The organism is Nocardia vulneris (assembly GCF_001613425.1).
Lineage (GTDB): Bacteria > Actinomycetota > Actinomycetes > Mycobacteriales > Mycobacteriaceae > Nocardia > Nocardia vulneris.
In genome coordinates, this window is the sequence record NZ_BDCI01000036.1 from 206,840 (window position 1) to 226,181 (window position 19,342).

Consider the following 19,342-nt stretch of genomic DNA (forward strand, 5'->3'; position numbering starts at 1 on the left):
CGGGTCATGCGTCTACGTGGGAAGCGTTCTTTGGTTCAGGGATGAGTTATGAGGATGCCGCACGCCAAGTGGCATTCTTTGAGCGTGGCACGCCGATCATCGTCACGCGCCCTTTATCTCTGAGGCTTTGTAGCACCGAAATCGCTTGACTGTAGCTTAGGCCAGTTCGCTTCTCGATTTCGGATCGAGAAACCTCATCGTCACCGAGGGCATCTAGAACCTGTTGCTGCAAGGGGGTGAGGGGGGAACTGTTTTCTGTCGCTGTCTCGATGGAACCTTTTACTTCCATCTCAATTGGAAACTCATCTTGCGTCGGAAGTCGGCCAGTGAGGTGATATGTAGCAGTGCCCCGAGTCCCCTGTTGATCGATTAGTTGCCTATCGACCAATTCCTTCAACTCGCGACTGGCGGCGCGGCTATCTTGAATGCCGGTAGCTAAGCGGTATGCACTATTGGTCATAACCGCACCGTTTCGCATTGTGACGAGCGCAGTCATTTGCGAACGCGTCAAGGGGTGGTTGTCCAGGCTTTGGAGCCAAGCCAGTGCTTCTTCATCAAGCAGCGTATGGTTCGGAAATTCGGCGGTGAACGAAGCTATATCATCGAGAAAGCGCGGTGGTTCCATTCCGGCTTCAGTAAGGGCGACTCGCATTCTCGTAATACCACTACCGCGATTTTCGCAGACCATGTGGCCGTCAGCGTACGGCGTGTCTTCAAGAATCTTCAACAATGCTTTGTTGCGCGAAGATGAAACCGTATCAACTCCCAAGCTATTTACGGCCACTGGGCCATAGAGGCCCCCGGGATTGCGGATTACAAGCCTGTCGGGGTACATCTCGACCTGGACCTGCATACCTCTGGCATGCTCCGAATAGTCTCGGTGCACGAGGGCGTTGACCAGGGCTTCGCGGAGGACTTCCTCTGGGTACTCCCATTCATCCACGCGGTATATCCCAGTGACGATGCTACGGCGCTTCATATTTCTCTTGAGAAGTCGTATGCATTCGCTGACCATTACAGGAATAGGTCCGTCTATAGCTCGGTTTTCCGTGAATCGCTCGCCGACTCTACCAAGTATCCCTGGCTCGCTCGTGGGGTATGCGACGAATGTTAGATCAAGTTGTGGCTCGTAAGTCTGAGGATACTCGCCGAACGCGAGTAAACCAGCTAAAGTCGGTACGACAATTCCCTTGTGCTCTTTGACGACGTTGAGCATCGTAAGCGCCCGAATGTCATCCACGCGACGAAAGATATCGCCCTTTGTTTCTCGTACTCGACGCAAAAACGACGAGAGTATTTCTTCATTCAGATCGGATAGTGACGCCGATTCTATTGGCGTGGTGTCATATCTAGGTTCCGTTCGATTGGAAAGTAGAACCGAAACTTCATAGTCTGTGAACTTGCGATCGCCGTCGGCTACGCGAATTCGTGATCCAGAGTATGGTCCAAGATTCCTTTTGTAGCAAGGGCGTTGATCTCGTGGTGTGGGAGGAATGTAGCTGGTGATAACGGACTTGCCCTCGACTTGTACCGTGCAGATCTCGGATCGGACCGGTGGTTCCATCTCGGAACAAACAGCCGCCAATTGAGATTCAATTTGTGCGGGATCTTCAACTCCGACGATCCTGAAACTCCTCTTCTCGTCGACTCCTAGGACTATCCATCCGCCTTGGGCATTCGCGAGTGCGCTAATGCTTTCCCACATGGTATGCGGGAATCCGCGCTGGGATTTCTTGATCTCGCATGTGCTGTGATCGCCACCGAGGCTTCTGCAATCCTCCAGTAGCACCTCCAGCTCTATGACGTCCATGTGCCTCCTGCGCCGCGACCCTCCGATAGGGTCAAACGTTACCGTCTAGCTGTAATGATGCTATCTGTAGACACCATCGCTCGTCTGTAGAGTCTACAGACGAGCAACTGTCGGCTCTTACGGCCTTCTGTTGGTCTATAGATGTCGTCTATTGGCTTCCGTTGGCATCCAGCCTGTCGCCTCGGTACGCAGTGAGTGCGTACCGCGCCCAACTGACCCCGCATCGGCAACGATCCAAACCTGATTGGTCACGCCAAACCATCAGCGCCATCAGCGTCCCGATGATCCAAACGCCGAGAGCGGTGTTCACCGTCAACATGGTGATCTCGGGCCTGTGCTCCTACGCGGGTCTGAACTAGTCGTTCCAGCCTCCGGCTAGCCGATCCCCGGCTCAGCGACTTCGTCTGTCGCGGGGTCCTATCGAGGTTTTCGACGGGTCGCATAGCGACTTGCCGTGGGCGCGCCGGGATTCGGTGTGGGCGGTCTGTGATGACTGGGGTGGCCCCTCGGTGTGGGCGGGCAGATGGGGCGGGTGAGCGTTTGGGATATGGGGTTGAGGGCTTTGGGTATTGGGGCGCTCGGGGGTGGGGCATAGGTTGTTTCTGGTAACGGAAACAAGGGTGCTGGGTGGTGCTCGGTACTGGATGGGATGAGCTGTGGCGCTTGCGATTGGTGTTATTTTGCCGACTTCTACGCCGGATCCGGGGCGGCCGATTCTGGGGGATGTGCGGGCGAGTGCTCGGGCGGCGGAGCGGCTGGGGCTCGAATCTGTGTGGTCTACGGATCATTTGGTGGCGAGTGCGCCGATGTTGGACAGCACGGTGGTGCTGGCGACTGCGGCGGCGGTGACCGAGCGGATCAAGGTGGGCTACAACGTGATGCTGCTGGCGTTGCGGCCGACTGCGTGGGCGGCGAAGCAGGTCGGTAGTTTGCAGCATGTTTCAGGCGATCGGTTGCTGCTGGGCGTGGGGACCGGGAATCCGGCGCACGGCGATATCGGTTGGCGCGCTGCCGGTTTCGAGTTCGCCGATCGTGGGCGGCGGACGGACGAGGCGCTGCGGGTGCTGCCCGCGTTGATCGCCGGCGAGCCCACCGCGATCAACGGTGTCGAAGCAACGCTGTCGCCCGGCGCGACTGTTCCGCCGATTCTTGTGGCAGGCAACGGGTCTCGTGCTCGCCGCCGGGCGGCGGAATTCGCGGACGGCTGGATCACGCTGCGCCCCGACGTCGCCGATCTACCCCGGGAAATATCCGAGTTGGCCGCGCTCGCCGAAGAATTCGGCAAACCGGCACCGAAAGTCACTGTCGTGGCACCCGATCTGTCCACCGGCCTCGCCGCAGCCACCGACCACCTCGCCGCGCACGCCGCGGCAGGCGTCCACCGTGTCATCCTCGCCCCCACCGGCCCGGATTGGCAGCGAGACTACGAATTCGCCGCGAAACTCCACGCCGCTCTGTGAGGCGACGGCACCTGCCTGGCGGATGAGCTGACCCGTACCGCACCGGAATCATGGGATGGGTTGCCCTGCCGCGGATTACACTGGTGGGTGATGGACCGTGGCTCGGCGGGCACGATGCCGCCAGTGAAACGACCATCGAATCGATCGATGTGGTGGCGATCGGCGGTGGTCGCGGGGGCGGCTGTGCTTGCCGTGGTGGTCGCGACCCTGGTCGGTGGTCGGTCCGGCGACGAGGCCACCGACATCGGCGCCACCACGACCACCCGCTCGCGCGACACCACACCCGTTTCCGCGGTCTGGAACATTCCGCAAGCGTTCCTGGGCAACTGGCGGGGGACAGCCGAGGACGGGCAGCGGGTGTTCGATCTCGAGGTGACCATCAAACCGGGCAAGAATTCCGAGGAACTGGTTCTCCTCACGCAGACCGAGCGCATTTCCGGCAATCGGTGCGAAACCATCGATCGCGTCATCACCGTCGACGAGACCGAGCTGACGCTGGCGGCTCGTCCGGTCGGCGGCACGGACTGCGCGGCGGTCGAAGGCGCGTCGGTCGTCCGCCTCCAGCCGGACGGATCGCTCGCGTACGCCGGCTCTGTTCGCACGGCCACTCTTTACCGGGGATAGGAAATTCACGAGTAATCGCGAAAGGTCATCAGGAATCCGGCCAACGCGACCACGAGCAACGCGAGATACGCGACCACCCGCAGCGCGACCCACGGCAGGTCGGCCACCCAGAGCCCGCTGATCATGGCCGCGAGCATCATCACCATGCCGTAGAACGGCGTCCGCTGCGGATGATCGCCCATGTGCCGGGCATACCCGGCGAGGCGCGACCACACCCCTTGACGGGAGAACGTGGTGCACATCACGGTCTAAGCGCCGTGCCGTTCGGGAAAGGGGGGTGTCTTGTCTACATCCGAGGCGCTGATCCGGCGCTCGACGGCTCGATGGGACGGACTCTTGGAATCCGAATACTTCACCTATCTCCCGGCGGCGGTTGTGAATGCGGACGGGAGCTTGGTCAATCAATTGAACGACACGGCGCTGCGCAGGCTGGCTCGGACCGCGGCAGGGCTGTCGGTGGAGGCTCAGCAGTATCTGACGATGCTCGCGAACCAGCTCCGCGACAGCGAGGGGCTGCCGGGGCTGGACGTCATCGACGGGTGAGTTGTACAGGCGCGACGGGCATTCGACGCGAACGCTCAGCGTTCGTTGCTGCCGGAATCGCCGTCGCGATGCTGGCGGGAGAGCCGCCAGAGGAATTCCGGATCGTCGTCCGGGCCCATGATGCGTTTACGCGGTGAACGCGCGGGAGCGCTCGGAGTCGACCCGGCGGACTTCTCCGGGCCGAACGCTTTCCAGCACAACACCGCGACTGCCACGACCGCGATGAGTGCCAACAGGTACGTCACGTCGCTCACCTCCTGTTTACGAGGGTAGTCCCGCGCGTAGCTCCCGCACACCGCAGACGTGAAATCGTCTGCCCCGGGTGGGCGCGGGCCCCGGCACGATGGGCCCGCGCAGCCCGAGTCAGCGCGAGGTCGCCTCGGTGGTGAGCGACTTGAGCAGCTGCATCACTTCTGATTCACGGAACCGGCGATGCCCGCCCGGTGTGCGCAACGACCCGAGTCGACCGGCATGCGCCCAGCGCGTAACCGTCTTCGGATCGACGTGGAACATGGCAGCAACCTGCCCTGGTGTCAGCAGGGTGTCCTGGCCGCCGACGGTGATCGCACTCATAGCAAACCTCTCCGTTCTCGACAGTTCCCTCATCAGATGGCGACATCGTTGCACTGAAACCCCTAGGTACTCGAACCACCTACTGTTGGTAAAGGGGAAGTAATAGACAAAACGGATACGCGTTCGACCTCGGCGCGAGGCGCGGCCCGAGGGCGGGCAACAGCTTCGCATAGGCTGATCGACGTGAGTGACGCAACTCCACCGGATGGTGCTCCAGGACAGCAAACCGCTGGCGCGGGTCGTCGGCTCGCCCGCAACCTCGGCCTGTACACGCTGGCCCGGCTGGCGCTGGTCGTGGTGATCACGGTGCTGATCGTGCTGGTGGCCCAGCTGGTGTCGGTGGACATCCCGCTGGTCGTCGCCGCGCTGTTCGCCCTGATCATCGCGATGCCGCTGTCGCTGCTGCTGTTCAAGCGGCTGCGCGTGCGGGTGAACGAGGACATCGCCGTGGTGGACGAGCGTCGCCGCCACGACAAAGCCCAGTTGCGGGCCCGGCTGCGCGGGGAGGCGCCCGAGGACGGGCCGGGAGCCGCCTCGTGAAGGCCTGCGATCGCAGCACGCCGCGCGACTGGGTCGACAACGCGGTCCGGTTGATCGATGCCGACGCGCAGCGCAGCGCCGATACGCACCTGCTCCGCTATCCGCTGCCCGCGGAGTGGAACGTGCAGCTGTACCTGAAAGACGAATCCACGCACATCACCGGCAGTCTCAAGCATCGCCTGGCGCGCTCGCTGTTCCTGTACGCGATCTGCAACGGCTGGGTGCACGAGGGCACCACGGTGGTGGAGGCGTCGTCGGGTTCGACCGCGGTGAGCGAGGCGTATTTCGCGAAGCTGCTCGGCCTCGATTTCGTCGCGGTGATGCCGGCGAGCACCTCGCCGCAGAAGATCGCGTTGATCGAAGCACAAGGCGGCCGTTGCCATTTCGTGCAGCGCCCGCCGGACATGTACACCGAGGCGGCCCGGCTGGCCGCCGAATGCGGTGGCCACTACATGGATCAGTTCACCCATGCCGAGCGCGCCACCGACTGGCGGGGCAACAACAACATCGCCGAATCCATTTTCCAGCAAATGGCTTTGGAGTCGCATCCGGTGCCGGACTGGGTGGTGGTCGGTGCGGGCACCGGCGGCACCAGCGCGACCATCGGGCGCTACATCCGATACCGCAGGCACGCAACGAAATTGGCGGTCGTCGACCCGGAGAACTCCGCGTTCTACGGTGGCTACGAGACCGGTGACGCGGGCTACGAGACCGGAATGTCTTCGCGCATCGAGGGAATCGGCCGGCCGCGGGTGGAGCCCTCGTTCGTCGGTCAGGTGGTGGACCGGATGATCGAGGTGCCCGACGCGGGTTCGATCGCGGCCGCCCGCTACGCCAGCCGGGTGCTCGGTCGCCGCGTCGGCGGCTCGACCGGCACCAATCTGTGGGGCGTGTTCGCGATCATCGCCGAGATGCTCGCCGCGGGCCGCGGCGGCAGCGTGGTCACCCTGCTGTGTGACGGCGGAGATCGTTATGCCGGAACGTATTTCGATGACGGGTGGGTCGAATCGCAGGGCTTGAGCCTGGCCGAGCCGACCGCGATTCTGGACAAGTTCACCGCCACCGGCACCTGGGCGGGCTGAGCGCCGACACTGCGAGGCCACCTGTGCGCGGACACCGTGCACAGGTGGCCTTTGTCGTTCCGAACGAAGGGCGGGTCGTTCCGCTGTCGGCGAACCGTCGTCAATTTTTGTTGACATCGCCCGGCATCGTCAATCAAAATTGACGACATGACAGAAGCAACCACTCTGGCGGCCGCCGCGGGCAGCCCCGACCCCAAGGTCGGGTTGCGTGCGGTGCTCGCGCTGCGACGGCTGCTCGAACGGCTGGAAGCGATCCAGGTGACCAACGCCCGCGCACAGGGCTGGTCCTGGCAGGCGATCGCGGAGGCGCTCGAGGTCAGCAAGCAGGCAGTCCATCAGAAGCACAATCGGAGAGGCAGGAACCGCTGATGTTCGAACGGTTCAGCAGATCGGCACGGATGGCCATCGTCGTCGCCCAGGAAGACGCGCGGGAATTGCGTTCGCCCACCATCGAGGTGGAGCACGTGCTGCTCGGACTGCTGTCGCAGGGTGAAGCGGAGCTGCGCGGCGTGCTGGCCGCGTCCGGTCTCACCCACGCCGGCGTCACGCAGGCACTGGCCGACAACGGCAAGAGCGCGCCGCTGGGCGCGGACGACGCCGAGGCGCTGCGCTCGATCGGCATCGACCTCGACGCCGTCCGGGAATCACTGGAGGCGAACTTCGGCTCCGACGCGCTGGAGCGCGCGGTCCCCGAGGAACGCCGCGGCCCGTTCGGCCGCGGCCGGAACTTCGGGCACATCCCGTTCACCAAAGACGCGAAGAAGGTGCTCGAACTCTCGCTACGGGAAGCGCTGGCCCGCAAGGACAAGTCCATCGAATCCGGACATGTGCTGCTCGGCATCCTGCGCGCCCCCAACCCGACCACCGAGCGGCTGCTCGGCGGCTCCGGCCCGATCGACGAGCTGCGATCCAAGGTGCACACGCTGCTCGATCGCGCCGCCTAGCGAGTGGACATGGGTAGACCGAACGCGAACGCGGACACGGTCACCGAGCGCCGCGCGGCCGCTCCGCCCGCCCGCGCCGACCAGCCACCAGCCCGGAATTCGCGTTTCGAGTCGACACATGTCCACCTCGCCGTCTTAGCATGGGCGCATGCAGCTTCTGATTCGGTTGATCATCAACGCGGTGGCGATCTGGCTGGCCGCCGCCTGGGTCGACAAAATCGATATCGTCAGCCCGGCCGAGAACGGCAACGGCGGCAAGATCATCGTGCTGATCGCCGTCGCCCTGGTCTTCACGGTGGTGAACGCGCTGGTCAAGCCGATCGTGAAGCTGCTGTCACTGCCGCTGGTGATCGTCACGCTGGGCCTGTTCCTGCTGGTGATCAATGCGCTCATGCTGTGGCTGACCGCGAAGATCACCGAGACCACCGACTACGGTCTGCGGGTCGACGGGTTCTGGGCGGCCGTGATCGGCGGCATCATCGTCTCGCTGGTGAACTGGGTGCTCGGCATCCTGGTTCCCGACAACGACTGAACCCGGCGCCTCGCCACGCGTACGCGGATCGGATCCGGGTACGCGGGCGGGGCGCGGTATCAGGCGAAACCGAGCGCCAGCGCCGTCAGGATCGACCAGGCGAGCATCGCCAGGCCGGAATCCCGCAGCGCCGGAATGAGTTCCAGCCCACCCTTCCCGGCGCGGACCGGGGCGTTGGCGCGTACCGCGAGCGGGATGGCGAGCAGGCCGACCAGCGCGAACGGCGTGCGTGCCAGTAGCGCCAGCGTGCCGGCGAACGGCACGGCCAGCAGGGCGAGCTGCAACGTCCTGGTCCGGGGATCGCCGAGTTTGACTGCGAGCGTGACCTTCCCGGATTGCGAGTCGGTCGGGATATCGCGCAGGTTGTTCGCGACGAGCACCGCGCTGGAGAACGCGCCGACCGAGACCGCGAGCACCACACCCGCCCAGTCGATCCGCTCCGCCTGCACGAATTCGGTGCCGAGCACGCCGACCAGGCCGAAGAACACGAACACCGCGATCTCGCCGAATCCGCTGTACCCGTAGGGCTTACTGCCGCCGGTGTAGAACCAGGCGCCGGCCAGGCAGGCCGCGCCGATCAGCAGCAACCACCAGGCCGTGGTCGCGGCCAGGATCAGTCCGAGCACCGCGGCGAGGGCCAGACTGAGCATTGCGGCATTGCGCACCGCGGCGGCGGAGGCCAGTTTCTGGCCGACCAGCCGGACCGGGCCGACCCGGACGTCGTCGGTGCCGCGGATACCGTCGGAGTAGTCGTTGGCGAAATTGACGCCGATGATCAGGGCCAGCGAGACCAGCAGCGCGAGAACGGCTTTCCACCACACCGCGCCGTCGAGCGAGGCGGCGGCGCCGGTGCCGGCCAGCACCGGGGCGATTGCGTTCGGCAGGGTGCGTGGACGCGCGCCCTCGATCCATTGCGCTGCAGTAGCCATTCCCGCAGCATAGTGTCGCGGTCGCGCGGTGGCCGTGCGCAGGCGCGCGCGGCGCCTACTGTCCGTTGCCCTCGGCGACCGCCTTCAACCGGGCGAGGCCCTTCTCGAAATCCTTGCCGACGAACTTGTCGGTCGGCAGGATCTTCGAGAGCACCTTCATCAGGCCCTGCTGCTGCCCGCTCATCCGCCAGACCACCTCGGTGGCGCCGGATTCGGTCGGGTTCAGCTCGAACAGGACCTGGTTGGTGGCCTGCCACGGCTTCTCGAAGTCCAGCCGGATCGCGATCTCGCGCTCGGCGCTCGCGACGATCTCCATCCGACCCGCACCGGCCTTGCGGTTGCCGGTCCAGGCGTACTTGGCGCCGACGCCGGATTCCGCGCCCGTGTAGGTGCGCTGCAACTGCGGATCGAGGTCCTCCCACGGGGACCACTTGGTCCACTCCCGCAGGTCGTCGATCAGCCCGTGAATACGCGACGGCTCGGCCGAGATGACGGCCTGCCGGACCACTTCGAACTCAGCCATGCGCACAGCGTAGGGGACCGACCATAGGGAACGAGGGAAAAACCATGTCGGCTCGGTCAGTCCTGCTCGCATACGATGACCGCGGGATGTTGTCGGATCAGAGCGGCCCGGGTGGTCGCGGTCGAGTGTTGCGGGCGCCCGCAGGCGAACCGGTCGTGGTGGCTCTGCTGGGCGAGATCGCGCTGCGCCGCGACGGCGCGCTGACCGCGCTGCCGGGCGCCCGATCGCGCTTGTTGCTCGCGGCCCTGGCCCTGCGGCCGGGCCGTAGCCGCAGTGCGCAAACCCTCATCGATGACGTGTGGGGTGAGCAACCGCCGCGTGCCCCGATGAACGCGCTGCACACCCAGGTGTCGCGGCTGCGGGCCGCGCTGCCGGACGGCGCGCTGGAGATCGGCCCGGCCGGCTACCGGCTCACACTGCGCGCCGACGAGGTGGATCTGACCCGCACCGCCGAGCTGCTGCGCCGGGCGCGTGAATACCGCACCGCCGGCGAGCACGCGGCCTGCTTGGCGTCGATCGCCGAGGCCCGCGCGCTGTGGCGCGGTGAACCGGGCGGTGACCTGCCGCCGGGCGAGGTCGCCGACGCGCTGTGCGCCGCGGCGGCGACCCGGCTCACCGAATTGACCGTGCTGGAACTCGCGGCGCGCGAATCCGCGGGCGATATCGAGGGCGCGCTGCGCCTCGCGCGCTATCGGGCGGGCGCCGCACCGCTGGACGAATCGGCACAGCTCACGCTGATGCGGTTGCTCGCGTTCGCCGGTCACCAGAACGAGGCGCTGGAGTCGTTCGCCGCGTTCCGGACTCGGCTCGTCGAACAACTCGGCGCGGATCCCGGACCGGCCTTGATCGAGCTGAACACCGCGATTCTGCGCGGGGAAGCGCTGGGGCACAACGGCACCGCCGCGCCGCGACCGCCGGTCGACGCGGTGGCTCGCGATATCGATGTGCCGGAATTCGCCCTGCCCGCGGCGATCGGCCTGCGGGCCGCGCCGAACGCGCTGCTCGGCCGGGCGACGGACCTGAGCGCGCTGGCCGCGCTGCTGCACGTGTCCCGGGTGATCACGGTGCTCGGGCCGGGTGGCGCGGGCAAGACCCGCATCGCCAACGAGGTCGGCGCCCGCGCCGCGGCGGCCAACCGGGTGGTGCTGGTGGAGCTGGCCTCGGTCCGCGCGGAGGGCGCCGACGCCAGGGTCGAGATCGAGGCGGCGATCAGCGCGACGCTCGGACTGAGCGATGTCGGGTACAACACCACGACGCTGCGGCCGCGCATCGATGCCCGCCAGCGGCTGCGCGAGGCCGTGGCCGCCCGGCCGATGCTGCTGATCCTCGACAACTGCGAGCATTTGATCGAGGCGGTCGCCGTGGTGGTCGCCGACCTGATCGGGGTGGCCGATCGGCTGACCGTGCTGACCACGAGCCGGGCGCCGCTGATGATCACGGCCGAGACGGTGTATCCGTTGCCGCCCTTGGCCATCGACCCCACCGGGTCGCCCGCGACCGAGTTGTTCGCGGCGCGGGCCAGGGCGGTGCGGCCCGGGGTCCGGCTCGACCCCGATGTGGTCGCACAGCTGTGCCATACGCTGGACGGCCTGCCGCTGGCCATCGAGCTGGCGGCCGCGCGGGTGCGGGTGCTCAGCGTCGAAGAGATCACGTTGCGGCTGGCCGACCGGTTCGCCCTGCTCCGGCACGGGGATCGGAGTTCGCCGGAACGCCATCGCACGTTGCACGCGGTGATCGACTGGAGCTGGAATCTGCTCGACGCGCCGCAGCAGGCGGCCCTGCGCCGATTGTGCCGATTCCCGGCGGGTTTCACGCTCTCGGCGGCCGAACTGGTGGCCTCCGGTCCCGATGTCGACGATGCCGCCGCGGCGGTCGACGGCCTGGTGAACCAGTCGCTGCTGACGGTGCTCGACGACGAGATGCTCGGCACCCGCTACCGCATGCTGGAGACGGTGCGCGAGTACGGCGCGGAACAGCTGGCCGCCTGGCCCGGCGAGGCCGAACTGGTGACCGATCGAATGCTGCTGTGGGCCAGGACGTATGCCCTCGATGTCGCGGACCGGTATCGCACCGGCGACCAGGTGCGGCTGGCGTTGTCGGTGGCGGCGGAGCTGGACAATCTGCTCGCCGCGCTGCGCGCCGCGCTCGACCGGGAGGACGCGTACACCGCCTACATCGTCTTCCCGATCGTCTCCGCGCTGTGGATGCTGCGCGGTTCGCATGCGGAGGTGGTCGGCTGGGCATGGCGGATCGCGCGACTGTATCCCGACGAGAGCGGCCCGCAGGCGCCGCCGCCCGATCTGGTGCTGACCAGCTACCAGACCATGTTCCTGCACCTCGCCTACAGCAACGGCAGCGCGCGTGACCTGGCTGCCCTGCGCTTGCGGGTGCGCCGAATGCTGCGCAGCGGAGCCGAACTCACCCCGAGCAACAGTTTCGTCGCGGACATCGTGCTGACCAGAGCCGACGGCCGTGGCCTGGCCCGTCTGATCGCGCACGCCGTGCGCTCGCCCGATGCCGAGACCAAGGCCAGCGCGCTGCTGCTGCGCGCGAACCTGCGCGAGAACCTCGGCGACGTGCGCGGCTCGACGCTGGACGCGGTGCGCGCGCTCGAGATCTTCGACCACGACAACGTCTGGAGCACCGCCATGGTGTGCCGGCACCTCGGCCAGGTGTACGGGCAGATTGCCGAGTACGCGAAAGCCGTTCCGTACTACCGCCGATCGCTCGAGATGCTGGTGCGCCTCGGCGCCTACGAGGACACCATCGAAACGCGCAGCATGCTGGTGGCGGCGTTGCTCGGCGCGGGCGAGCAGGCCCGCGCCGAACAGGAGTTGGAGCTCGCCCTGCGCGCCGCCGACGTCGACAGCGGACTGGCGGGCCCGAACCGGCTGCTCGCCACGGTGATGCAGGGCGCGGCCGAGGTCTCGCTCAGCCGTGGTGATATCGCGGAGGGCCTGCAGCGGTATGACCGGGCGCTCGAACTGTACGGCTGGCCGTCCACCGACGTCAGCCCTGGTCCTGGTTCGCTGATGCTCGGCGCGGCCGCCCTGGACGCCCGGGTACTGCACGGTGCGTTCGACACCGCGGGCGCGTTCGTCGATCAGCTGATCGAGCAGACGGTGCCGATGCTGACCCAGTACGCCGATCTGCCGCAGATCGGCGGCATCGCCTGTGCGGTCGGCTCCTATCTGATCGCCACGGAGCAGGACTCCGCGCGTGGCACCGATCTGCTCGCGTTGGCGCCCAAAGTGTTCTGCCGCCAGGACTTTCCGTCGATGCGCTGGGCCACCCACGTCGAACTGGCGCGCGAGCGGCTCGGCGCGCAACCGTTCGACGAGGCCCGGGCCAGGGTGAGCCGCCTGCGGCGCCGGGATTCGGCCGAACGCATCATGGCCATCCTGCGTGAGCTGGCCAAAGCTCCCTGATCCGAAGACCGGAGCCGACGACGCAACGCCGAACGGCTCACTGCCGTCCGGCGTTGCGTTGTCCCACATGGGGTTTCCGTGCTCACGCCCGGCGCATGTACGCCTTGACCGCGAGCGGCGCGAAGATGGCGATCACCAGCGCCGAGCCGAGCAGCGACCAGGCCAAATTGCCGGTGTACTGGTTGCCGTTCATCAGCTCCCGGCAGGTGTTCACCATGTAGTAGATCGGGTTGGCGTGGTTGAGTCCCTGCAGCCAGCCCGGCATGGTGCTCACCATCGCGAACGCGCCGGACATGAAGGTCAGCGGGAACATCACCATCATCGAGATACCTTGCACGCCTGCGGCACTCTTACCGGTGACGCCGACCAGCGCCCAGATCCAGCTGACCGCGAACGAGCAGACGATGATCACCAGCGCGGCGACCAGGACACCGACGAAACCGCCGCCGGGACGGTAGCCGAGGCAGAGGCCCACGATCACGGTGAGCGCCGTGGCGATGGTGTAGCGCACCATGTCGGCGATCAATGCGCCCGCCAGTGCCGAAATGCGCGCGATCGGCAGGGATTTGAACCGGTCGAAGACGCCCTTGTCCATGTCCTCGCGCAGCTGGGTGCCGGTGACGACCGAGGTCAGGATCACCGTCTGGACCAGGATGCCGGGGATCAGGACGGGCAGATAGTCGTGCACGTTCCCGCCGATCGCCCCGCCGAAGATGAAGGCGAACAGCGCGGTGAACAGAATCGGCTGCACCGTCACGTCGAAGAGTTGTTCCGGGTTGTGCTTGATCTTCAGCAGGCCGCGGTAGGCCATGGTCAGCGAGGTCGACGCCGCTTGGCGCAGTCCGATGTGGTTGCTGACCTCGGGGATGCGCAGCGGCGCCGCATCGCGCGCAGGGGAGGGGGCGGTGAGCGTCGTCATGCCGCGCTCCTTTCGTCGTCGTCGGCCGGATGGCCGGTGATGGTGAGGAAGACCTCGTCGAGGCTCGGCTTGCTGACCGTGATCTCTTCGATCCCGATCTGCCACTCGCGCAGGCGGATCAGCAGATCGGCGGTCACGCCGGCGTCGCGCAGCGGGGCGGTGAGCCGCCCCGCCTCGGGCGTGATCGTGGCCTCGGCGCCGAGGAAGTCACCGACCACCCGGCGGGCTTCGTCGAGCTGGGTCCGATCGGCCAGCGTCAAGTGCAGCGAGGAACCACCGACCGAGGCCTTCAGTTCGTCGGCGGTGCCGTCGGCGATCACCCGGCCGTGATCGATCACCGCGATCCGGTCGGCCAGCTGGTCGGCCTCGTCCAGGTACTGCGTGGTGAGCAGCACCGTGGCGCCCTCGCGGACCAGTCTGCGGATGGTTTCCCACATCTGGGCGCGGGTGCGCGGGTCCAGGCCGGTGGTCGGCTCGTCGAGGAACAGCAGCGGCGGGGTCGCGATCAGGCTGGCCGCCAGATCCAGGCGCCGGCGCATGCCGCCGGAGAAGTTCTTGAGCGGTTTGGTCGCCGCTTCGACGAGATCGAACTCCTCGAGCAGCTCGACCGACTTGCGCCTGGCCGCGGCGCGGCTGAGGCCGAGCAGGCGGGAGAACAGGATCAGGTTTTCGGTGGCGGACAGATCCTCGTCGACCGAGGCGTACTGCCCGGTGACGCCGACCAACGACCGGACGGCCGTCGGTTCGGCGACCACATCGTGGCCGAAGATGCGGGCGCTGCCGCCGTCCAGGCGCAGCAGGGTGGCGAGCATCTTGATGGTCGTGGTCTTGCCCGCGCCGTTCGGTCCGAGCACGCCGTACACCGAGCCTTGCGGCACCGCCAGGCTCACGCCGTCGACGGCGCGCTGTTCCCCGAACACCTTGACCAGCCCGTCCGCCTCCACGGCGAGTGCTGCAGTGGGTGTGAAAGAAGTCATGGGTATGACTCTGCGACCCGCCTCTTGCACCGCCCTTGCGTCGCGATGGCGCGACCGCCGGCCGGCTGCCCGGCTAGTGCAAGGAGTCGGCGAGCAACTGCCTGCGCAGCGTGTTGCGGTCCGGCTTGCCGGGGCCGCGCAACGGGATCTCGTCGATGATGCCGAGTTCGCGCGGGGCGGCGATCGCATCCAGTTCGGCCACCACGTGCTCGCGCAGTTCGTCGAGCGTCGGCACCGCGCCCGCCGCGGGCACCACGACCACGGCGACCCGCTGGCCGAGCCGCTCGTCCGGCAGCCCGAGCACGACGCATTCGCGGACCGCCGGATGGGTCATCAGCACGGCCTCGACCACCTGCGGGATCACCAGCAGACCGCCGGTCATGATCGCCTCGTCGAGCCGGCCGGTGATCCGCAGCCTGCCGTCGTCGAAGACGCCCGCGTCCTCGGTGCGGAACCAGCCGGGTTCGTCGAACGCGGGATGGTCGGGCTGGCCGCGGTAGCCCGACGCGATCATCGTGCCGCCGAGCACGACCCGGCCGTCCTCGATGCGCACCTCGGTGCCGTCCAGCGGCACGCCGTCGTACACGCAGCCGCCGCACGTCTCGCTCATGCCGTAGGTGCGAACGACATTGATGCCCGCCGCTTTCGCACGCTCGTAGACGGGCAGCGGGGTGGCCGCGCCGCCGACCAGGACACCGTCGAGTGCGGCCAGCGCCGCCGCGGCGCCGGGCGCGTCCAGGGCCTTGATCAGCTGAGTCGGTACCAGTGCGGTGTAGCGGCGTTCGCCCCGCATGCTCGATACCGCGCCGGCCAGCGCCTCCGGCAGGAAGCCGCCGGACACATCGAGGATGGTCGGCTGGGTGCCCGCCAGGATGCTGCGCAACAGCACCTGGATGCCCGCGATGTGATGGGTCGGCAGCGCCAGCAGCCAGCTGCCCGGTCCGCCGAGGCGGTCGTGGGTGGCGGTGCCGCTGGCCCGCAGCGCGGCGGCGCTGAGCATCGCGCCCTTCGGTACGCCGGTGGTGCCGGAGGTGGTCACCACGAGGGCGACATCGTCATCGATCGTCTCGCCGGGGGAGAGCGCGTCGCTCAGCCGCCGGGCTTCTCTGCGGTCGCTGGTCGGGATCGGCAGCCACGCGGGCCCATTGCCCTCCAACGCTTCTCGCAGGTGCGGCAGGACGTCGCCCGCACCGGAACCGGTGGGCATCGGCAAAGTCCGGAGCGTCCTCACGACCCCACCTCACCTGCCTCGACGGCCCCCGGCACCTCGATGCTCGACCCCCTCGTGCCCAGAGGCGCTGTGCCCTCGGCCCGCTCACTGCGCTCGCTCACGGTAGGGATCGTGTCATGACCGCGTCGCCGAACGCGGAACGGGTGGTCGGTTTGCCGGGGCGGCGCGAGACGTGTTCGGCCGCCCCCAAGAAATGGGGCTCAGGTTCGCCAGGCATGCGGACTGCGATTCACTCGTCGGACGGGTTCACACGGCGGCCGGGCCAAACAACGGCGGTCGGGGGCCATCCGAGCGCTATCGTCCTCGCCGAGACACTCCTTGGCAACTCGATGTGCCCATTTGGAACAAAGCGGACCGGCGATCAGTCCGCTGACCAGCGGGCATCCCGGCGGATCGGATGTGCGGCCGGCACCTCGACGAGCACGATCGGCACCCCGTCCGGGTCGCGCAGCCACATTTCGATCAACCCCCAGGGCTGTTCGGCGGGGGCCTTGTCGATCGGGATGCCCTTGAGCGCGAGTTCGGCGGCGGCGTCCGACACGTCGCGCACCTGCAACCAGAGCGCGCCTTCGAACCGCGAGTCCTCGCCCGAGCCGCCGTGCGCGGCCACCTCGACCAGCGACTGGCCCGCGAAGAAGACCGTGCCGCCCGGATACTCCCGCGAGATCGCGAGACCGAGTCCGTCGCGGTAGAACCCGAGCGTGGTGTCGTAGTCGGCGGGGCGCAGCAGGATTCTGCTGTTCAGGATCTCCATGTCAGAAGTACCAGGGGTAGGGGGTCCAGTCGGGCTTGCGCTTCTCCAGGAACGAGTCGCGGCCCTCGACGGCCTCGTCGGTCATGTACGCCATCCGGGTCGCCTCGCCCGCGAACAGCTGCTGGCCCACCAGCCCGTCGTCGAGCAGGTTGAACGCGTACTTCAGCATGCGTTGCGCCTGAGGGGATTTGCCGTTGATGTCGGCGGTCCACTCCAGGGCGACGTCTTCCAGTTCGGCGTGGTCGACCACCTTGTTCACCGCACCCATCTGGTGCATCTCCTCGGCGGTGTACGGGCGGCCGAGGAAGAAGATCTCCCTGGCGAACTTCTGGCCGACCATCTTCGCGAGGTAGGCGCTGCCGTAGCCGCCGTCGAAGCTGCCGACATCGGCGTCGGTCTGCTTGAACCGGGCGTGCTCGCGGCTGGCCAGGGTGAGGTCGCAGACCACGTGCAGGCTGTGCCCGCCGCCCGCGGCCCAGCCGTTCACCAGGGCGATCACCACCTTCGGCATGAACCGGATCAGCCGCTGCACCTCGAGGATGTGCAACCGGCCCGCCCGCGCCTGGTCGACGGTGTCCGCGGTGTCGCCGCTGGCGTACTGGTAACCGTTGCGGCCCCGGATGCGCTGATCGCCGCCGGAGCAGAACGCCCAGCCGCCGTCCTTGGGACTGGGCCCGTTGCCGGTGAGCAGCACGGCGCCGACATCCGGGGTCATCCGCGCGTGATCGAGCGCCCGATAGAGTTCGTCGACCGTGTGCGGGCGAAACGCGTTGCGCACCTCCGGCCGATCGAAGGCGACCCGGACGGTGCCCTGCTCGACGTGCCGGTGATAGGTGATGTCGGTCAGATTCTCGAACCCGGGGACGGGCCGCCACAACTTCGGATTGAACGTCACGCCAGTGATTATTGCCCGCGCGCCGGACCGGCCTACGCCCCAGCTTCGACTTGACGGTGTAAAAAAGATGGTTATGGTGCGTATATGACTGAGGGAGTGAAACCGGTTATCGACCGCAGCGCGGTGGACGAATCCCGGTACGAGAAGCACGGGGGATTTCCCAAGGTCTCCCGCGCGAAGATCGGGCGCCATTTCGGCCCGTTCGTCGAGGCGATGCGGACGCTGCAGGACCTCGCCGTTTCCGTGGACGCGCCGGACGAGGTGTTCGGGGCCGCGCTCGCCCAGGCCGAAGAGCTCGTCGCGCTGCTGGAGCCCTACCGTGCCCCGGAATTGCAAGGCCCCGCCGGCCGGGCCGTCGAATTGCCCGGGCGCGGCAGCCTTTTGCTGCTGCCGTGGCGGGTGCTCGAGGCGGGACCGGACGGTATCCGGATGGCGGGCGAGTTCCGCCGCTTTCATCTCGGCGGCAACGGCGCGGCGCACGGCGGCGTGCTGCCGCTGCTGTTCGACGATCTGCTCGGCATGATCGTGCACTACGCCGGACGCCCGATCAGTCGCACCGCGTATCTCCATGTGAATTACCGCAAGATCACTCCGCTGGAGACGCCGCTGACCGTGCGCGGCCGGGTCGACCGGACCGAGGGGCGCAAGACGTTCATCACCGCCGAATTGCTCGATGAGCAGGGCAATGTGCTCGCCGACTGCGAAGGTTTGATGGTGCAATTGCTGCCGTGGCAGCCATGAGCGACCGCCCGGTCTGTATTTTCCGTGGCGCAGACCACGTTTGGGACGCGACTCGTTAGCGGGTGAGTGCCGCGACCAGCCGCGCGACGGTGCGTATAGTTGCGGTCGCTCGTTCATCGAAACCTATTCCGGAGGAACCTGAAAGTGGTTGCAGCACTGTCTGAATCCCTGCTCGACGACGCCAAGCGCCCGGCTTTCCTTGCCGATGCCGTCGAGGTTCTTGATGCCGAGGTCTCGGACAAGGGTGGTGCGTCCGGCCTGGCTGTGAAGGGTGGCTACGCGGCGGTCAAGAAGATCAGCCCGTCGATCGTGCCTGATGCGCTGGAGTCGTTGGCGCCCAAACTCGTTGCGCAGCTCGAGCCGTTCTGGCAGGAGTACACCGCGTCCGGCTCGGGCAAGTTCGGTGATCTGCTCGTCGCCAAGTCGGACGAGGTCGCCGAGGCCCTGCTGGCCGTCACCGACGCGCGTGCCGACGCGTCCACCCGGCCCGCGCTGAAGAAGGTCTACTCGTCGATGCGTTCCTCGGCCAAGAAGAACGTCATCGAGGCGCTGCCCCGGGTCGGCGACCTGGTGCAGAAGCACGCCAACTGAATCAGGCGCACTGATTCAGCCTGCTGAATTCATCTGCCGTGCACGTTGGACGCGTCGCACATCGAACGGCCGTCCGCGGCCGCGCTTTTCGATGTGCGGCGCGTTCTGCTGTGCGGGCTGATCCGCACGCCGGGGCCGATCGGCCGCGCGCGCCGGGGCGAGTGCGCGGATGGACAGCTGGCGCAACTGCGCCGGAGCCCTCCGGCGCGGCACGCCGTGCGATCTCGGCGACACCGCACGGTGCCA

Annotated in this window: 22 protein-coding genes; 11 read left to right on the forward strand and 11 right to left on the reverse strand. The window is 67.0% G+C overall.

The window, feature by feature from the left end:
• Window positions 1-46 precede the first annotated feature (46 nt).
• A complete protein-coding gene (locus NVU01S_RS42750; RefSeq protein WP_082032164.1) occupies window positions 47-1,810 on the reverse strand; it encodes an ATP-binding protein in 1,764 nt (587 codons plus the stop codon).
• 656 nt (window positions 1,811-2,466) lie between these two features.
• Between NVU01S_RS42750 and NVU01S_RS32870 the strand changes: the two genes are divergently transcribed.
• Window positions 2,467-3,270, forward strand: a complete 804-nt coding sequence (locus tag NVU01S_RS32870; RefSeq protein ID WP_043674589.1) for an LLM class flavin-dependent oxidoreductase — start codon at window positions 2,467-2,469, stop codon at window positions 3,268-3,270.
• Window positions 3,271-3,465: 195 nt separating this feature from the next.
• Window positions 3,466-3,894 (forward strand): hypothetical protein, encoded by a 429-nt coding sequence (locus tag NVU01S_RS32875; RefSeq protein ID WP_156161701.1) that lies wholly within the window; start codon window positions 3,466-3,468, stop codon window positions 3,892-3,894.
• 5 nt (window positions 3,895-3,899) lie between these two features.
• On the opposite strand, the gene NVU01S_RS44350 is transcribed toward NVU01S_RS32875, so the two are convergent.
• Window positions 3,900-4,076 carry a hypothetical protein gene (locus NVU01S_RS44350; RefSeq protein WP_167829409.1) on the reverse strand — a complete coding sequence of 59 codons (177 nt, stop codon included), beginning with the start codon at window positions 4,074-4,076 and terminating at the stop codon, window positions 3,900-3,902.
• 100 nt (window positions 4,077-4,176) lie between these two features.
• Between NVU01S_RS44350 and NVU01S_RS32880 the strand changes: the two genes are divergently transcribed.
• Entirely contained in the window at window positions 4,177-4,437 is a 261-nt protein-coding gene (locus tag NVU01S_RS32880) for a hypothetical protein (RefSeq protein ID WP_156161700.1), read from the forward strand.
• Between the two features lie 35 nt (window positions 4,438-4,472).
• On the opposite strand, the gene NVU01S_RS32885 is transcribed toward NVU01S_RS32880, so the two are convergent.
• On the reverse strand, window positions 4,473-4,682 hold the full coding sequence (locus tag NVU01S_RS32885) for a hypothetical protein (RefSeq protein WP_042265553.1): 210 nt from the start codon (window positions 4,680-4,682) through the stop codon (window positions 4,473-4,475).
• 118 nt (window positions 4,683-4,800) lie between these two features.
• Window positions 4,801-5,010, reverse strand: a complete 210-nt coding sequence (locus NVU01S_RS32890; RefSeq protein ID WP_014988539.1) for a BldC family transcriptional regulator — start codon at window positions 5,008-5,010, stop codon at window positions 4,801-4,803.
• 183 nt (window positions 5,011-5,193) lie between these two features.
• Here NVU01S_RS32890 and NVU01S_RS32895 point away from each other — a divergent pair, with 183 nt between their 5' ends.
• The 5 genes from NVU01S_RS32895 to NVU01S_RS32915 all read left to right on the forward strand — a co-directional run bounded on the left by NVU01S_RS32895 (window position 5,194) and on the right by NVU01S_RS32915 (window position 8,108).
• Window positions 5,194-5,550: a DUF4229 domain-containing protein gene (locus NVU01S_RS32895; protein ID WP_043674580.1), complete on the forward strand. Its 357-nt coding sequence runs from the start codon at window positions 5,194-5,196 to the stop codon at window positions 5,548-5,550.
• Window positions 5,547-6,632, forward strand: coding sequence for an L-cysteine desulfhydrase Cds1 (gene cds1 / locus NVU01S_RS32900; RefSeq protein ID WP_043674576.1), 1,086 nt, complete (start codon window positions 5,547-5,549; stop codon window positions 6,630-6,632). Before NVU01S_RS32895 ends, cds1 begins: the two co-directional genes overlap by 4 nt.
• Window positions 6,633-6,779: 147 nt before the next feature.
• Window positions 6,780-7,001 carry a hypothetical protein gene (locus tag NVU01S_RS32905; RefSeq protein WP_043674573.1) on the forward strand — a complete coding sequence of 74 codons (222 nt, stop codon included), beginning with the start codon at window positions 6,780-6,782 and terminating at the stop codon, window positions 6,999-7,001.
• On the forward strand, window positions 7,001-7,576 hold the full coding sequence (locus NVU01S_RS32910; protein WP_043674570.1) for a Clp protease N-terminal domain-containing protein: 576 nt from the start codon (window positions 7,001-7,003) through the stop codon (window positions 7,574-7,576). Before NVU01S_RS32905 ends, NVU01S_RS32910 begins: the two co-directional genes overlap by 1 nt.
• Before the next feature lie 148 nt (window positions 7,577-7,724).
• The gene (locus tag NVU01S_RS32915; protein WP_014988534.1) at window positions 7,725-8,108 is read left to right on the forward strand and encodes a phage holin family protein; all 384 of its coding nucleotides are present in this window, start codon (window positions 7,725-7,727) and stop codon (window positions 8,106-8,108) included.
• A gap of 59 nt (window positions 8,109-8,167) precedes the next feature.
• On the opposite strand, the gene NVU01S_RS32920 is transcribed toward NVU01S_RS32915, so the two are convergent.
• Window positions 8,168-9,037 (reverse strand): 1,4-dihydroxy-2-naphthoate polyprenyltransferase, encoded by an 870-nt coding sequence (locus tag NVU01S_RS32920; RefSeq protein ID WP_043674566.1) that lies wholly within the window; start codon window positions 9,035-9,037, stop codon window positions 8,168-8,170.
• A gap of 55 nt (window positions 9,038-9,092) precedes the next feature.
• Window positions 9,093-9,560, reverse strand: a complete 468-nt coding sequence (locus tag NVU01S_RS32925) for an SRPBCC family protein (protein ID WP_029899416.1) — start codon at window positions 9,558-9,560, stop codon at window positions 9,093-9,095.
• Window positions 9,561-9,646: 86 nt separating this feature from the next.
• Between NVU01S_RS32925 and NVU01S_RS32930 the strand changes: the two genes are divergently transcribed.
• Window positions 9,647-12,988: an AfsR/SARP family transcriptional regulator gene (locus NVU01S_RS32930; protein ID WP_052280858.1), complete on the forward strand. Its 3,342-nt coding sequence runs from the start codon at window positions 9,647-9,649 to the stop codon at window positions 12,986-12,988.
• 82 nt (window positions 12,989-13,070) lie between these two features.
• Here NVU01S_RS32930 and NVU01S_RS32935 read toward each other — a convergent pair whose 3' ends face one another.
• The 5 genes from NVU01S_RS32935 to NVU01S_RS32955 all read right to left on the reverse strand — a co-directional run bounded on the left by NVU01S_RS32935 (window position 13,071) and on the right by NVU01S_RS32955 (window position 17,764).
• Entirely contained in the window at window positions 13,071-13,907 is an 837-nt protein-coding gene (locus NVU01S_RS32935) for an ABC transporter permease (RefSeq protein ID WP_043674561.1), read from the reverse strand.
• Window positions 13,904-14,884, reverse strand: coding sequence for a daunorubicin resistance protein DrrA family ABC transporter ATP-binding protein (locus tag NVU01S_RS32940; RefSeq protein WP_043674559.1), 981 nt, complete (start codon window positions 14,882-14,884; stop codon window positions 13,904-13,906). Before NVU01S_RS32940 ends, NVU01S_RS32935 begins: the two co-directional genes overlap by 4 nt.
• A gap of 73 nt (window positions 14,885-14,957) precedes the next feature.
• Complete coding sequence (menE, locus tag NVU01S_RS32945) at window positions 14,958-16,091, reverse strand: o-succinylbenzoate--CoA ligase (protein ID WP_043674556.1); 1,134 nt, start codon at window positions 16,089-16,091, stop codon at window positions 14,958-14,960.
• Between the two features lie 385 nt (window positions 16,092-16,476).
• The gene (locus tag NVU01S_RS32950) at window positions 16,477-16,869 is read right to left on the reverse strand and encodes a VOC family protein (protein ID WP_043674553.1); all 393 of its coding nucleotides are present in this window, start codon (window positions 16,867-16,869) and stop codon (window positions 16,477-16,479) included.
• Between the two features lies 1 nt (window position 16,870).
• Window positions 16,871-17,764, reverse strand: coding sequence for a 1,4-dihydroxy-2-naphthoyl-CoA synthase (locus NVU01S_RS32955; protein WP_014988526.1), 894 nt, complete (start codon window positions 17,762-17,764; stop codon window positions 16,871-16,873).
• 84 nt (window positions 17,765-17,848) lie between these two features.
• Between NVU01S_RS32955 and NVU01S_RS32960 the strand changes: the two genes are divergently transcribed.
• Window positions 17,849-18,505 (forward strand): PaaI family thioesterase, encoded by a 657-nt coding sequence (locus NVU01S_RS32960; protein ID WP_052280857.1) that lies wholly within the window; start codon window positions 17,849-17,851, stop codon window positions 18,503-18,505.
• 144 nt (window positions 18,506-18,649) lie between these two features.
• Window positions 18,650-19,096, forward strand: a complete 447-nt coding sequence (locus tag NVU01S_RS32965; protein ID WP_043674547.1) for a DUF6918 family protein — start codon at window positions 18,650-18,652, stop codon at window positions 19,094-19,096.
• Window positions 19,097-19,342 lie beyond the last annotated feature (246 nt).

Coding starts and splice junctions, on each gene's coding strand:
- NVU01S_RS32890 (WP_014988539.1), bottom strand. CDS start 5,010: ATGAGTGCGATCACCGTCGGCGGCCAGGACACCCTGCTGACACCAGGG.
- NVU01S_RS32940 (WP_043674559.1), bottom strand. CDS start 14,884: ATGACTTCTTTCACACCCACTGCAGCACTCGCCGTGGAGGCGGACGGG.
- NVU01S_RS32915 (WP_014988534.1), top strand. CDS start 7,725: ATGCAGCTTCTGATTCGGTTGATCATCAACGCGGTGGCGATCTGGCTG.
- NVU01S_RS42750 (WP_082032164.1), bottom strand. CDS start 1,810: ATGGACGTCATAGAGCTGGAGGTGCTACTGGAGGATTGCAGAAGCCTC.
- NVU01S_RS32925 (WP_029899416.1), bottom strand. CDS start 9,560: ATGGCTGAGTTCGAAGTGGTCCGGCAGGCCGTCATCTCGGCCGAGCCG.
- NVU01S_RS32910 (WP_043674570.1), top strand. CDS start 7,001: ATGTTCGAACGGTTCAGCAGATCGGCACGGATGGCCATCGTCGTCGCC.
- NVU01S_RS32935 (WP_043674561.1), bottom strand. CDS start 13,907: ATGACGACGCTCACCGCCCCCTCCCCTGCGCGCGATGCGGCGCCGCTG.
- NVU01S_RS32920 (WP_043674566.1), bottom strand. CDS start 9,037: ATGGCTACTGCAGCGCAATGGATCGAGGGCGCGCGTCCACGCACCCTG.
- NVU01S_RS44350 (WP_167829409.1), bottom strand. CDS start 4,076: ATGGGCGATCATCCGCAGCGGACGCCGTTCTACGGCATGGTGATGATG.
- menE (WP_043674556.1), bottom strand. CDS start 16,091: ATGCCCACCGGTTCCGGTGCGGGCGACGTCCTGCCGCACCTGCGAGAA.
- NVU01S_RS32905 (WP_043674573.1), top strand. CDS start 6,780: ATGACAGAAGCAACCACTCTGGCGGCCGCCGCGGGCAGCCCCGACCCC.
- NVU01S_RS32930 (WP_052280858.1), top strand. CDS start 9,647: ATGTTGTCGGATCAGAGCGGCCCGGGTGGTCGCGGTCGAGTGTTGCGG.
- NVU01S_RS32960 (WP_052280857.1), top strand. CDS start 17,849: ATGACTGAGGGAGTGAAACCGGTTATCGACCGCAGCGCGGTGGACGAA.
- NVU01S_RS32950 (WP_043674553.1), bottom strand. CDS start 16,869: ATGGAGATCCTGAACAGCAGAATCCTGCTGCGCCCCGCCGACTACGAC.